10 protein-coding genes and 1 pseudogene are annotated in these 14,633 nt (G+C 40.4%); 9 read left to right on the top strand and 2 right to left on the bottom strand.

Features of this window, described 5'->3' with window-relative positions:
• From FTU02_RS13210 to FTU02_RS13180, 7 genes and pseudogenes are all read left to right on the top strand, one after another.
• A pseudogene (locus FTU02_RS13210) lies at nt 1–110 on the top strand (IS5/IS1182 family transposase); the annotation flags it as partial.
• Nucleotides 111–666: 556 nt separating this feature from the next.
• Nucleotides 667–1,395 carry a HesA/MoeB/ThiF family protein gene (locus FTU02_RS13205; RefSeq protein WP_180157521.1) on the top strand — a complete coding sequence of 243 codons (729 nt, stop codon included), beginning with the start codon at nt 667–669 and terminating at the stop codon, nt 1,393–1,395.
• A gap of 57 nt (nt 1,396–1,452) precedes the next feature.
• On the top strand, nt 1,453–2,751 hold the full coding sequence (locus FTU02_RS13200) for an AarF/ABC1/UbiB kinase family protein (protein WP_180040380.1): 1,299 nt from the start codon (nt 1,453–1,455) through the stop codon (nt 2,749–2,751).
• 83 nt (nt 2,752–2,834) lie between these two features.
• Nucleotides 2,835–3,215, top strand: coding sequence for a dihydroneopterin aldolase (gene folB, locus FTU02_RS13195; RefSeq protein ID WP_168377722.1), 381 nt, complete (start codon nt 2,835–2,837; stop codon nt 3,213–3,215).
• Entirely contained in the window at nt 3,172–3,621 is a 450-nt protein-coding gene (locus FTU02_RS13190) for a 2-amino-4-hydroxy-6-hydroxymethyldihydropteridine diphosphokinase (RefSeq protein ID WP_180157506.1), read from the top strand. Before folB ends, FTU02_RS13190 begins: the two co-directional genes overlap by 44 nt.
• Nucleotides 3,622–3,757: 136 nt before the next feature.
• Entirely contained in the window at nt 3,758–4,336 is a 579-nt protein-coding gene (locus FTU02_RS13185) for a DedA family protein (RefSeq protein WP_257232783.1), read from the top strand.
• Nucleotides 4,337–4,413: 77 nt separating this feature from the next.
• A complete protein-coding gene (locus FTU02_RS13180) occupies nt 4,414–5,094 on the top strand; it encodes a hypothetical protein (protein ID WP_180157504.1) in 681 nt (226 codons plus the stop codon).
• A 69-nt stretch (nt 5,095–5,163) separates the two neighbouring features.
• On the opposite strand, the gene coq7 is transcribed toward FTU02_RS13180, so the two are convergent.
• On the bottom strand, nt 5,164–5,799 hold the full coding sequence (coq7, locus tag FTU02_RS13175) for a 2-polyprenyl-3-methyl-6-methoxy-1,4-benzoquinone monooxygenase (RefSeq protein ID WP_180023519.1): 636 nt from the start codon (nt 5,797–5,799) through the stop codon (nt 5,164–5,166).
• A 3-nt stretch (nt 5,800–5,802) separates the two neighbouring features.
• Nucleotides 5,803–7,122 carry an MFS transporter gene (locus tag FTU02_RS13170; RefSeq protein ID WP_180157502.1) on the bottom strand — a complete coding sequence of 440 codons (1,320 nt, stop codon included), beginning with the start codon at nt 7,120–7,122 and terminating at the stop codon, nt 5,803–5,805.
• A gap of 177 nt (nt 7,123–7,299) precedes the next feature.
• On the opposite strand from FTU02_RS13170, the gene FTU02_RS13165 reads away from it, so the two are divergent.
• Both FTU02_RS13165 and FTU02_RS13160 read left to right on the top strand, forming a co-directional pair.
• On the top strand, nt 7,300–10,041 hold the full coding sequence (locus tag FTU02_RS13165; protein WP_180157500.1) for an autotransporter assembly complex family protein: 2,742 nt from the start codon (nt 7,300–7,302) through the stop codon (nt 10,039–10,041).
• Between the two features lie 21 nt (nt 10,042–10,062).
• Complete coding sequence (locus tag FTU02_RS13160) at nt 10,063–14,583, top strand: translocation/assembly module TamB domain-containing protein (RefSeq protein ID WP_180157498.1); 4,521 nt, start codon at nt 10,063–10,065, stop codon at nt 14,581–14,583.
• Nucleotides 14,584–14,633 lie beyond the last annotated feature (50 nt).

Raw genomic sequence — 14,633 nt, 5'->3', positions numbered from 1 at the left:
TAAAAACTTTCAAAATCCTTGCCGAGCGATATCGTAATCGAGGAAAAAGACTGGGCTTAAGATTCAATTTAATTGCGGGAATCTATAATTTAGAGCTGAGCAAAAAATGAATTATGAAAGAAGTCTACTGAATTCATACATATACCTACGGATTAAATCTCTTTGCATACATAAACGCTTAAAATGTCTTGAATTAAGTTTTATTTTTTGAGGCTAAGGTAGAAAAGAATCATTAAAATTAACCTAATGTAAGCAGCTCTAGTGCAACTAAATACGGTTAAAAATATAACTTTATTTTTTATTTATTATTTTTAAAACATGTATACGCTATACCTCGATGATGTTCCTACATACTAAGGTGTCTGAGATACTGTATTTTAAATAGTGTAATTGAAGATACGCTAACTGAGAAAAATGCCATGTCTACAGAGCATTTATTTTAACTTTAAGCTGTATATTGTCTTGCTCAAATAGCAGGGTGTTTTTACACTGTTTCGGGTTTGTACTCGAACAACATTTGATGGATATCGATGTTTTAATCTTTTGCGTGCGATATAAACTCGCCCATTTTTTATGCTTGACGAATTTTAATAAGGAAATACTTTGTCTACGTTTAAATCGAATGAATCAACATCTGAATTTGAATTTGAATTAAGTGATGATGAAATGCATTTATACAGCCGTCAAATATTGCTTGATGGATGGGACATCGATGCACAAGAGAAGCTAAAACTTGCCAATGTACTCATCGTAGGGTGTGGTGGAATTGGGTGTACCACAGCCGAATTATTGGCACGTGCAGGCGTCGGACAAATTACTTTAATCGATGCAGATCGAATTGAAATCAGTAATTTGCAACGACAAATCGCGTATACCAAAGACGATGTGGGTTTTTATAAATCAGAAATTTTGGCTAAACGCTTAAAAGCGATTAACCCGCATATCCGAGTGCAAAGCTATACCACAAAATTAGATGAAAGCAACGCAAAGACATTGATTTCACAGCAAGATTTGGTTCTCGATGGTTGTGATAATTTCAGCACGCGTTATTTGGTCAATGTGAGCTGCGTAGAAAATAATGTGGCGCTGATTAGTGCTTCAGCGATTGGTTTCCAAGGGCAATTGTTTATGGTCGAAGGAAACGCGGCATGTTATGAATGTCTATTTCCAAAAGAACAACAAGCCAATGAAAGTTTGCGCTGTGCAGACTCGGGTGTGCTTGCAACCACACCAAATGTTATGGCAAGTTTGCAAGCTCATCATGCTTTGCTTTATTTGGGTTTAGGAAAGACAGTATTGAAACAAAAACTTTTGTTGTGGAATGGTCTGTCAATGAAACAAAAAATTCTCGCTTTTGAAAAAGATCCCGATTGTCCAATCTGTCAGGCAAGATAAAGCAGCAAGCCCTTATTTTTTTGCTACACTCACGTTAATTATTTTTTCTAAGACATTATGAAAAACAATATCTGGTTAGATGGAATTCGCTCGGTTGCCCGAATGGGTGAGACCGCAGTCGTTGCGGCAAAAGCCGGCTTTAAATATGCAACTGAAAAACCAAGTAACGCAAAACTCATGCGTGAAACTTTTGAATCACTGGGTTCAACCTATATTAAATTGGGTCAATTTATTGCCAGTACACCTTCTTTATTTCCGCGTGAATATGTCGAAGAGTTCCAAGGCTGTTTAGATCAGACACCGTCATTGCCGTTTAGTTATGTGCAGCAGGTATTGGCTTCAGAATTCGCTGGTCGTAATTTAGATGAAATATTTGCTTCAATTGATGAAAAGCCTTTGGCTTCTGCATCGATTGCACAGGTGCATGCTGCTAAATTGGTCACTGGTGAAAATGTTGTTATTAAGGTGCAAAAACCGGGTGTCGAGACGATTCTCTATACAGATTTAAACGTCTTACATTGGGCTACTAAACTGGTCGAAAAAGCTGTACCCAAAGTCAAATTTGCTTCACTTGCAGATATCGTTGAGGAAATTAAAGTTCGCATGGTACGTGAGGTGGACTTTATTGAAGAAGCTCAAAATCTTGACGACTTTGTGAATTATCTGAACGTAACTCAAAACAAAGCCGCAACAGCACCAAAGGTTTATCACCAATATTCAACACGTCGCGTATTAACCATGGAGCGTTTATACGGCGTACCATTGACTGATTTTGATGTGGTCAAGAAAGTCGCTAAAGATCCATCGCAAGTTTTGGTGACAGCGATGAATACATGGTTTGGCAGCTTGATGTTATGTAACAGTTTCCATGCAGACTTACATGCAGGCAACCTGATGCTGCTTGAAGATGGTCGAGTTGGCTTCATCGATTTTGGTATCGTGGGCCAGTTGAAACCTGAAGTGTGGACAGCATGTATTGCGTTTATGGATGCCCTACAAAAAACTGACTACAACTTGATGGCTGAAAATATGCTGAAAATGGGCATGACGGCTGTCAAAATTGACACACAAGTCTTAGCTGCCGACTTAGAGCGCTTATTTAGCGGTGTGCTTTTGGCTGATCCACAGGAATTATTAACTTCAAATCCTGCCGATTTGAATGACATTATGATGGATATGGTACAAGTCGGAGAGCGTCATGGTATTCGCTTCCCACGTGACTTCGCTTTATTATTCAAACAAATGTTGTACTTCGATCGCTTTATGCGCATCCTTGCGCCATATACCGATATTTATGCAGACCAGCGTATTCAGATGGTGCAGACTATGGACCCTAATTTATTGTTGAAGCAATAATTTAGCCGCAAGATATAAATAAAATCCTCTTGCTTAAACAGGAGGATTTTATCGATGTTTAAGATTTTATTTTGAGTGTAAGAATGGACGCAATTATCATTGAAGGTTTGAAAGTTGAGACTGTCATCGGCTGTTTCAATTGGGAGCGTCAGATTATTCAGCCTTTGATGCTCGACCTCAATATTCAAACCAGTTTAGCGCAGGCGGCTCAGTCAGATGAGCTTGAAGATACCTTGAATTATGCTGAAATTTGCGAAATATCAGCCAAAGTCATTCAAACTGCTCAACCTAAATTGATCGAACATGCAGCAAAACTGGTGATTGATGCACTTTTTGCTACCTATGACAGCATTGAATCTATTATGATTAGCATCCGGAAGCCTGCCATTATCGCGCAAGCCAATTCTGTAGGAATTCGTCTTGAACGCCACCGAAACGATTTTCGCCCTAGCTCTGGCGAGTAATTTCAATCCCAAACCGCATTTTCAACAGGCTTTACGTCAAATTCAGGCTTTGGGTCATGTTGAATTTTCCAAAATTTATGTGATTCCTTGTCGTGATGGCATTGGGGCGGATTATTGGAATGCAGCTTGTTTGGTGAAAAGCAGTTTATCTGTAGATGAAATCAGCACCTTACTGAAAAAAATGGAAGCAGACTCAGGTCGTGTTCGTCCGTCTCATAATATCGCTTTGGATCTGGATCTGATCGCGTGGGGCGAAAGCTTAGCGCACATGCAATTTAATCCGAAAAAACTGCCTTTAGCACTCGATGTTAAAATACCAATGTTCGACATTTGGAAAAATGAAATGTTTGAACATCCAGCACATCAATTTCCTATGGTGAGTTGCCAACAGCTTTTAGCAGGTTAAAAAGAATTACCTAAAGCTTTTCATCATCAACGTAATTCGAACTTCAATAACAAAAAGCATTCAATCCCTTTATTTTATGCGCTAGCATAAGGTAATTAGCAGGGTTAAATTACGCTTTTAAGTCTAAAAAAAGAATATGAACTGGACGGACCTGATTCTGCACTATGGCTATATTGAGATTTTTATTGGCACATTGTTTGAAGGAGAAACAGTGCTGATGATTGGCGCCTATGCCGTACATCAACACATACTTCATTTTCCAATGTTGATTGCAGTGGCGATGTTGGGCAGTTTTATTGGCGATCAGTTTTATTATCAAATGGGCGCTCGCTATGGGCAAAAACTTATCCAGTCGAATGTAGAATTTGCACAAAAATTCGATCGTGCGAGCCAGTTTATTGAACGTTATCCTATTTTGACCATTTTATTTATGCGCTTTGCTTGGGGTTTTAGAACCATTTTACCTATTGCAGTCGGTGTGCGTGCTTATCCTGTTTGGAAATATGTGCTGATTAATCTGGTCGCCTGTTTTATTTGGGCGATGTTGGTCGCTACGATTGGCTTTCAAATGAGTCATTATTTACATCTGTTTTGGGCGAAAATGCTGCATTATCATCAAGATATTTACATCGTTATTGCCGTTGTATTATGTATCGTATTTTTACGTGTGCTCTATACGGTGTTGAAGTGGTGGCGTAAGCATCATCAACATTGATAAAGTGCAAGTGGCTGATCTGATAAAGTCGTCAAGACATAATTAAAAGATTTAAAGGGATATTTAGTGAGAGCAATATGGGCTTAGGTTATGGTGCGGGTGCGGGAGGTTTTCTTATTATTTGCTTTGCGATTTTGGTGCTATTTATTGTCATTGCCATTTGTTTGAGTTGGAATAATTGGTATAAAAAGCAAAAAAATCGACCATATAAAGTAAATGCGGTACTTAAAATTGGTTTATCTGGCGTATTGTTTTTCCCTTTATTTGTTGCAGTAACGCTTGGATTGTTTGTGATTTCAGATCTTAGTTCTGACTATGCAGAGTGGCAGCATCAAAAGAAAATTCATATACAGTTGCAGGAACCCTTAAACTTTGGAGAGGTTGTATTGCCTGAAGGCACGTGGATTAACCGATCATTTGAAACCGACTATACTCTGGAGCAGATGACTGATATTCGTCAAGGTTTGACATCGGTTCGTTTTCCACAGCCTATTCAAATAGCTGGATTTGATGTTATTGCATTTGAGCTACATCGCCATTTATTGCTTGAGTTGGTACATGATCAAACCGTTATGATGAATAACCAAAAAGAAATTTGTCCGGCAGGATGGCTGCTTGAGTTAGGTGGAGCAGGTTATCCGTCCACTGCACAACGTTATAGTTTGAATTTTGATTGGTTTACACCAAGTCGATGGCAGCCTATAAACTGTTTTGATGGTGAAGGAATTATTGTATTAAAGTCAAAACATTACTTATGAAAAAGCCTGCATCATTGCAGGCTTTTTGTTCACTATTTATAAAACTTAGCGACAATCATTAGAAATGCATTAAATGTAATAACTGGTTTTGGTCATCAGCTTTGAAATACCAGTCATGGCAATACGAACTGGAACAGGAAGGTCTACACCACCTGCATTGAGTGCTGTATCACGGTGATGAAGCTCATCTTCATTCATTTGCACTAAGATTTTACGTGAACGTTCGTCTTGTTCAGGAAGTTGGCGGATGTGGTCTTCTAAATGCAGACTCACCTGACGCTCAGTTTCAGCGACAAAACCTAAGCTGTATTTATCACCGGCAATACCTGCCAATGCACCCATCCCAAAAGAAAGGCCGTACCAAACAGGGTTGAGCAGACTGGTATGGCTGTCTAATTCTTTTAAGCGATCTTCACACCATGCTAAATGGTCTTGTTCTTCAATCGCTGCTTGTTCCATTTCACGGCGTACATTCGGTAGTTTTGCTGTCAGTGCTTGCCCATGATAGAGCGCTTGTGCACATACTTCACCACTATGATTGACCCGCATTAAACCTGCAACATGACGCGCTTCACTCACTGCTAATTGTGTTTCTTCAATGTTAGCAGGGTTTTCTCGATGTGCGGCAGTCGCCCCAGGTACTAAACTACGTAAGGCTTGATCAAATGAGTGAATAAGTTTGTCGACACCTGTAAATTGACGCATGGATTAATCCTCCAGAGAGACTTGCGTAGTTTGAAGCAAAGGTTTGATGCGTAATAGCAGCCAAATACAAAAGATTGCACTGAGCAATGCGGTTATACAAAAAAGTATTTTAATATCAATCTTTAAAATACTCAGAATGATAATTGAAAATATAGCAGAAGATACCATAAATACTGCATTTAAAATGTTGTTTGCGGCAACGACTCGCGCACGATGTGAGCGTGGAGAGTAAGCTTGCATCATTGCATAGAGTGGAACGATGTAAAAACCACCACTAATACCCAATAAAGTCACGGCAATCATGACATGGTAATAGCCCCAACCTTGATGAAAAACTTCTGAAAGGGTAATAAGTGGGCCAGTTTGAGTCGGGACAAGCGTTAAACTAAATGCTAAATACAGTGCAAATACCGTTAAACCTACAGCACCGATGGGAACCATCTTAATATTGACTTGAGTTCCGCCCAATTTACGACAAAGCAATGAACCCACGCCCACACCGACAGAGAAAAAGGTCAATAGCAAGCTAACGACATTTTCAGAGGCATGTAGGTTTTGCTGAGTCATTTGTGGAATTTGGGTAAGGTAGGTTGCACCATAAAACCAATACCACGAGTTCCCCAATAAAATAGTAAAAATTAGTGGCAAACTTTTGGCATATTTCATCGTTTGGTAACTAGTTCGGAAAAAGTTCCAATCGATTTTTAAATCTGGTGTAGTGACATTTTGCTTAAGAATAAAACGACTGGTGATATAACCTAAAATGGCGATGGTCATTACGGTCAGGCTGATCCATATTAAATTGCCTTGTGAGGAAGCAATCACTGCACCGCCCAAAATCATCCCGAATAAAATCGCCATGGATGTTGCAGATTGGAACAGCGCATTGCCTGACATCAGCTCATTGGGTTTTAAAATTTCAGGCAAAATGGCATATTTGATTGGACCAAAAAATGTCGAATGGGTTCCCATCAAAAATAAAGCCAGCAACAATAACCATAAATGACCGGTCAGAAAGCCAATACTGCCGATGATCATGATGATAATTTCTAAAATTTTGATGCCACGGACAAGTTGTGAACGTTCAAACTTATCTGCGATCTGTCCCGCTGTCGCTGAAAAAATAAAGTAGGGTAAAATAAACAATAATGCAGCTAGATTGTTTAGCGTGCTGATGGGTAATGCCTGTTGTTGGATTAATCCATAGGTGATGACCAACAATAAAGCCTGTTTGTAGACATTGTCATTGAGGGCCCCAAAAAATTGGGTCAAAAACATAGGCAGGAAGCGGCGTGTACCTAGCAGATGTTCGTTGTTATTCATAAGCGTCTTGCTACATTAAGTTTTATTAAGAAATGTGAGTGATTGGTAAAATCTCTAAAAAAATCATGTAATATGTTTTTGAGTTTGGAGATGGCGAAAAACCAATAGATATAAGATCTTTAGCTCTACATCTGATTGACTAAGTCCATTACATAATGAAATTTGTTAGAGTTTGCTATGCCTGCAAAAATCAAGTTTAAAAAAACAATGCTTCATCACAGTATGGCTCACTGCATACGCCAGCATCATAGCAATAAAAGTCTATATATGAGCATCTTTTTGACCTTGTGTGCTCAGCATAGTTTCGCCCAAACTCCCGCGGAAACTGTTCCAACCTCTGCAGATACAAAAGCAGAGATTGTTACTGAAATCAAGAATGAGGCTGTAAAGCAAGGGCTGTCGACGCCTGAAGCAATTGAAAAAATTGAAAATATAAATGAGCCGGAAGAATCTGTTGATAGCATGAAAATGCTGCAAGAACAGCAGCAAGCAGGAACACAACTACAAGAATTTAAACCCATTGAGTTTGAAGATTTAGAAAACTTACCCGTGACACCTGTTGATCAAAACATGGCGAATGAAATCTTTCAAGTTGCTGAAGAAGCCAAACGTCAGGCGCAGGAGTACCGTGCGACACAACAAACAGAAGTTGCTGTTGCGGACATTACCCAAAAAGAGTTAACGGAAATTAACCAAGCGCCAGTCAATATTGATCAGCTCATGAGTGAAATTCGCTCTGATAATGAAATTATTGCAACACAAAATGAAAATGCCAGTACGCTGCAAGAGCTGAATAATCCAACTGTGGAAGATGATGCAGAGCCGGGTATTTTTAAGCGCTTATTATATAAAGTGCGTCCGCCACGTCAGATGAATACGGCAAAAGTGCCACGAATTAGTGCGGATGTTGAAATTACCTCAGCACATAATACCAGTCAAACGTCGAGTAAGGCCTATGGTGCGGCACTGGAGGATCTCAAAGCCAATATTAAAGGCAAGCTTTCAAGTTTTACTCAAGAGTCTTTTAGCGATTTTCCATCGGCTTTGCCTCAATTACGCAGCTTGTCCAATCAAGCTGCACAAGCTGTAGGTTTTTATCAGTCAGAATTCAAATTTGAAAAAGTGTCTGATAGTAAAGTTCGTGTATTGGTTACACCAAATACGCCTGTGCAAATTCAAAAGCAAAATATTGAATTTTCAGGGGCTGGAGCAAATCAAGCTCAGTTTCAGGTGATTGGTGTTTTACCAGATCAGGAAGAAGGTGACATTCTTAATCATGGTGAATACGAAACGACGAAAGGCCGAATTAATGATGCAGCAACTAATAACGGTTATTTCGACTCGTACTGGCGTTTGCACGATGTAAGAGTGGCTCAACCACAAAATACAGCCGATATAAATTTGCGATTTGAAACGGGTGAGCGTTATAAGCTTGGCGAAGTCGAATTTCGAATGAGTGATCCTAATGCAGAGTTTCCATTGGATCGCGATATTTTAGAAAGTTTGGTGACGTGGAAAGACGGTGCTGACTATACTTTCTGGCGTGTGAATGGTTTGGCCAATAACCTGACCAACTCTCGCTATTTTAACTACACGCTAGTCGATGCGATTCGACCAGACCCAATTGAAAAGCCGCTTGAACTGCCACCAGATATTCAGACCTTGGTCGATCAAAATCAGTTGTCTGAAAGTTCACAAGTAGTGAAAGACAAAACGGAAGTGATGTCGAATAAGGAAGTCACGCAAAAAGTGGTTGATGAAGACCAATTTGCGGGGGTGAATGATGCAGAGCAATCCTCTAAATTACGCAGTTTGCAAGATACGCAAGATGCTAAACAAGCAGAACAAGAACGTTTAAAAGCGCAAGCACGTGAAGATAAAAAAGTCCCTGTGATCGTGACACTAAATGCAGATAAGTTGAATAGTGCAGAAATTGGTGCTGGTTTTGGTACCGACACCGGTACACGTGTTCGTGGGCAGTATCGCCGTGCCATTGTAAACAAACGTGGTCATTCTTTTGACGCCAACATGGAAGTATCCAAAATCCGTCAATCGATTGATGGTCGCTATAACATTCCATATAACCATCCATTAAATGACTATGTCAGTTTGGTTGGTGGTTATGAGCGTGAAGAACGTGACGATGTCGGTCAGGGTGTTAATCTTTCGATTGAATCTGCTGTAGCTGGGGTTGACCGGATTATTAAAAACCCACGTGGTAATTGGCAGCATACTTTTGGTTTACGTTACCGTTTAGACCGTGTTACTGATGACGGACTTAATCCTAGTGATGACATTCCGGATGCGTTCTTGGTGAATACCAATAATGAACAGCAGTCCTTGATGTTTGGTTATGAAATTTCTCGAACTGACTCTGATAAACGTGTGAATCCGAGTAAAGGGATCAAGCAAACCTATAAAGTTGAAGTCGGAAGTGAAAGCTTACTTTCAGATGCTGATATGGCGATCTTGAATGCGGGCTGGCGCTTTATTTATTCATTGGGTGAAAATGATAATCACCAGTTCGTGGGGCGCAGTGATTTAGGTTATATTCTGACAGAGAACTTTGATAAAGTTCCTTATAACTTACGCTACTTTACCGGTGGTGACCAAACCATTCGTGGCTTTGACTATAAGAGTTTAGCTGCCGAAGAAAATGGCTATAAAATTGGTGGTCAAGTCTTGGCAACGGGTTCATTAGAATATAACTACCAATTTAAAGAAGGCTGGCGTGCTGCGGTCTTTAGTGACTTTGGTAATGCGTACGATAAAGACTTCAATACACCGACTGCATATAGCGCAGGTGTGGGGATACGTTGGGCTTCTCCAATTGGCCCAATTCGTTTAGATGTCGCTACCGGACTTTCTGACGACAGCAAACCAATTCGTTTACATTTCTTTATTGGTTCACAATTATAATTTTTAGGTGATGTGTTTTTTATGACTGAACAAGAACAGCAAGAACCAGAAAACGAAACGCCGGTAGAGCAACTGCCGAAGAAGCGTCGTATTCTTCGAAGTGTCATTTTGACCTTCGTGTTCGTGCTTATCTTTTTGGTGGCTGCATTAGCAGTCATGTTTTCTACAGACAAAGGCAGTAAGTTTTTACTTGACCGTGTTCTGGAACGTCAGCAAATCATTCACTATGAATATGAAGGTGGTAACCTGTGGCGGGGCATTATTTTACGAAATGTCCTCGTTACGCTAAAACCTGTCGATGTAAAAATTGACCGTGCCGATATTACACTCGGTTGGCGCGCCATTATTAATAAAGAAATTCATTTAAATAAAGCAGATGTTAAAAATCTGCAAATTATTACCAAGACCCCACCTAGCGATAAACCTTTTGCATTTAGTGAAATCCGTTTGCCTTTCGTCCTTCGTGTCGATCATGCAGATTTAGATCATATGCTGATTAAAACCCATAGTTCAGGTGTGGATTTCTATGACATTGAATTAAATGAAGCGCTTTGGTCAGGGACGGAATTAAAATTTGAAGATACCCGTATGGATATGGGCTATTTATCTGTGCGCCAAGCGTCTGGGAATATGAAATTTGAAGGCAAGTATCCGCTAAATGCTGTGGGTATTGTCAATTTACCTTCACTACGTGAAAGCTTGAACATTCATGATATTCAAGTGGTAGCTAAAGGATCTCTTGATACGATTCAAGCTGGTGTGGCAACCCATACCCCAGATCTTCTAACTGGTTGGGCTGTGGTCCATCCGATGCGTCCACATGTCCCGATGTTTGGTGCACTCAAATTTAAAAACTATCATTTACCTTTACTGACGGAGCAAAAGCTTTTTGCTAAAAATGGTCTGGCAAAATTCAAAGGGGATATTCAGCGTCTCAATTTAGATTTAGACACGGACCTGAGCGGTGCCAATATCCCTGAAGGTAAATATACCGCGCTCATGAGTACGGACTTGGTCAACCAACTTGATATTACTAACCTAAATGGTCAAGTGATGGGCGGCGCTGTCAACTTGGGTGGCGTGGTGAGTTGGAAAGATCAGGTCACTTGGGATGTAAGTGGTCGTTTAGATAAAATTAATCCAAAACATAAGCTGATCCCGCAGGTGGTTCAAGATTTTCTACCTGTGAGTTTAAATAGTAATATTGCGTCCAAAGGTACCCTTGAAAAAGGCATGCACCTGACGGCGTTGGTGGATTTTGACCAATATGAAACTTGGAATTTAAAACTCGATCAAGCGCCGGCCAAAAATAATAAAGCTCAGCCGATGCTGATGGATGTGTCTTGGAAAAATATAGACCGTGCAGTGCCATATGTTGGATGGTTGAGTAGTGATTCGGGCAATGTGCAATTGGCGCTTACAGAAGGTCAGCAGAACATTAACGTGGCGACCACCGTGTCAAGACATGAAAAAGGTGCTCTGCCTGCTGGACAATATCAAGCCAAACTGAATCTGAAAAATAACAATCTCAATGTCCCTGCCTTTAGTTATGTGGCCGACAAAGGTCAGCTCAAAGGTAACGCAGTTGTAGAATTGCCTGATGAAAAACGCATGCTGAAATGGCAAGCCAATGTACAAGCACAGCAGTTCAATCCGCAAACCATCGTGGCTGCTGCGCCTGTCGACCAAATTACAGGGTCATTAAAAGCCAATGGTTATGCAAAACCAAATCAACAGATTATTCAGCTGAATAATATTGATTTGTTAGGCCGACTAGCACAGCAAAATGAAACAGTTCATTTAACAGGTCAATCTACTGCTGCGCTGACTTTCCATGATGAGAAACAAGGTGGAGGCTTTAAAGCTTTTGCTGTGAATTATGATGGTGGCCTCAATGCAAGCCAAGTTGCCGCAAGTAAAGGCAGTTTGATTTTCAAAGTATCTGGCACACCTGAATTAATTAAAATAGCCGAACTGCGTCATGATGGCGTGGCAGGTAAAATTTCAGCCAATGGACAAGTTTTACTACAAAAAGCCATTGGTTGGGATATTAATGCATCACTGGTGCATTTTAAGCCGCATTATTTTGCCTCAAATGTACGGGGTGAATTATCTGGAAATTTAAAAACCAATGGTGTGTGGTCAGATGCGCTAAAACGTATTCAAATTGAACGTCTGAATTTGGCAGGTATGATCAATAACAAACCTGTCCGTGGTCAAGGTAACTTGGCGATGGTGATTAATTCAAATCAATCTGGCTTTATGCCAAAACAGTTTGAAGCGAATAATTTACTGTTGGCTTATGCCAATAACCAAATTCAAGCCACTGGTAATGCACAAAATTTACAATTGAAAATTAATGCACCAGCTTTATATGAAGTTTATGCAGGCCTACGTGGACGTGCTTATGGCTACTTAAATGTTCAAGCACAGCCACGACTGCAAGCATCTGCCAATATCGCAATAGATGACTTCGCTTTTAATAATTTATTCAGTGTGAAAAAAATACGGGTGCAAGGCGAGTTGCCAACTTCTGCGACTTCACCAAGTTTATTAACGGCAACGATGGATAATTTACGCAGTAACAACCGTGAGATTGTGAAAGGTCAAATTTCACTGGCCGGTACACGTAATGCGCATTTATTAAAAGTCAGTGCTGAAAATAAATTATCAAAATTTTATGTGCAGTTAGCTGGTGGTTTCAACGCACAAAATAATTGGCTCGGTCAGATTCAAAAAGGCGATTTTGACTCCTTGCGTACGCGTCTTGTACAGCGTCAAAATGCGTCGATTATTTACAACACTGCACAGTCTGACTTATTTGTTGGCGCGCATTGTTGGATGAGTCAGCAAAGCGAATTATGTTTTGATCAGCCGATCCGTGTGAATAAAAACCGCGGAAATGTATCTTTTGTGACAAAAAACCTAGACCTAAACGACTTTGCTGCCTTTATGCCTGAAGGCCTGGCGATTACGGGTAAAGTGAACGGTTATGCAAAAGCGTCTTGGGCGAAAGGTGCAAAACCTAAAATTGATGCACGATTAGTGACTCGTGACGGTTTACTCGGTTTAGCAGCAGAAGACCCACAGTATTTAGCATCCACTTTAAAATATGATGAAGTAGGTTTGATTGCGAAAAGTGTCGCTGAAGGGCTACAAATTCGACTCGATACCAAAGCTCCTGATATTGGTACAGGTTATGCCAATATTATTATTGATCCGTATAAAGCCAACAAACCGATCCGCGGTGAAGTGGCCTTTAACCAAGTTCAATTGAAAATCTTAAAACCATTTATACAAGATGTCCGTTCAATGGGCGGTACATTGTCTTATGCGGCAAAAATTAGCGGAACATTGTCTCAGCCTTTAATGGATGGTGAGATTCGAGTGAAAAATGGCTCGATTAGCATGATTTCATTGCCTGTAAACTTGACCAATATTCAGTTGTATTCTGCTGTGCGTCAAAACTACGCGACGATTGATGGTGCATTTAACAGTGGGCGTGGTGTAGGCAAATTAACCGGAAATATTGACTGGAAAAATGATCCACGTATCCAGTTGAATTTAACGGGTAATGAAATGTTAGTCCGTCAAGCGCCATTGATCACCGCTGTTGTAACGCCTGATTTATCTTTAGATGTGCTTCCTTTCAGTAAGAAATTAACCTTAAAAGGTAAAATTGATGTGCCGCGTGCATTGATTTCGATGCCAGAATCTTCTGCAACAGTGGTTGGGGTATCTTCAGATGTACGTGTGGTACATGAAGGTGATAACCAACTTGAAATCTTAAAATCAGCACGTCCTTGGGATATTCGCGCTGACGTACAGGTAAATATTGGTAATCAAGTGATTTTCCAAGGTTTTGATAGCCGAATTCCGTTGATTGGTCGTTTGAATTTGACACAACGCGGTTTAGAAACAGCAATGCGTGCCAATGGTGCAATCGGTGTTTCTCAGCGTGTGAAAATCGAAGCTTATGGTCAAAGTCTGGACTTGAACCGTGCGATTGCCCGTTTTAATGGACCATTGGCGAACCCAACTTTAGATATTGATGCCAATAAAGCCGTTCAAGGCAGTACCGTTGGTGTTCGTGTGACAGGTACAGCATCAAGCCCTGCAATTCAGGTGTATAACGATGCAGGTCTATCTGAACAAGAAGCCTTAAATGCCTTAATTACAGGTCGTATTAATGAAGGAAGTTCAGGTTTAAGTCAGGCGGAAGGTTTCCGTTCTGATGTGAACAACACGATTGCTGCAGCCGGTATTAGTATGGGCTTGGGTGGTACACGTGCATTGACCAATCAAATTGGTCGTACATTTGGTTTGAGTGGTTTGGCATTGGATGCTCAAGGAACAGGGGATGATACTCAGGTTTCTGTGACGGGTTATATCACACCTGACTTATTCATTCGTTATGGCGTCGGAGTATTTACACCTGTGAATAAATTGACCTTACGTTATCAAATGAATCAACGTTTGTACTTGGAAGCGAGTCAGTCTTTAGAGCGTGCAATCGACTTGTTCTATAACTGGCGCTTCTAAGAGAAGTCAAAATTTGAGTATAAAAAACGCAGCTTAGGCTGCGTTTTTTA

This window comes from Acinetobacter sp. YH12045 (genome assembly GCF_013419925.1).
Classification (GTDB): domain Bacteria; phylum Pseudomonadota; class Gammaproteobacteria; order Pseudomonadales; family Moraxellaceae; genus Acinetobacter; species Acinetobacter amyesii.
Note: the sequence above shows the minus strand (reverse complement) of the source record. Positions and strands in the feature narration are given on the sequence as shown.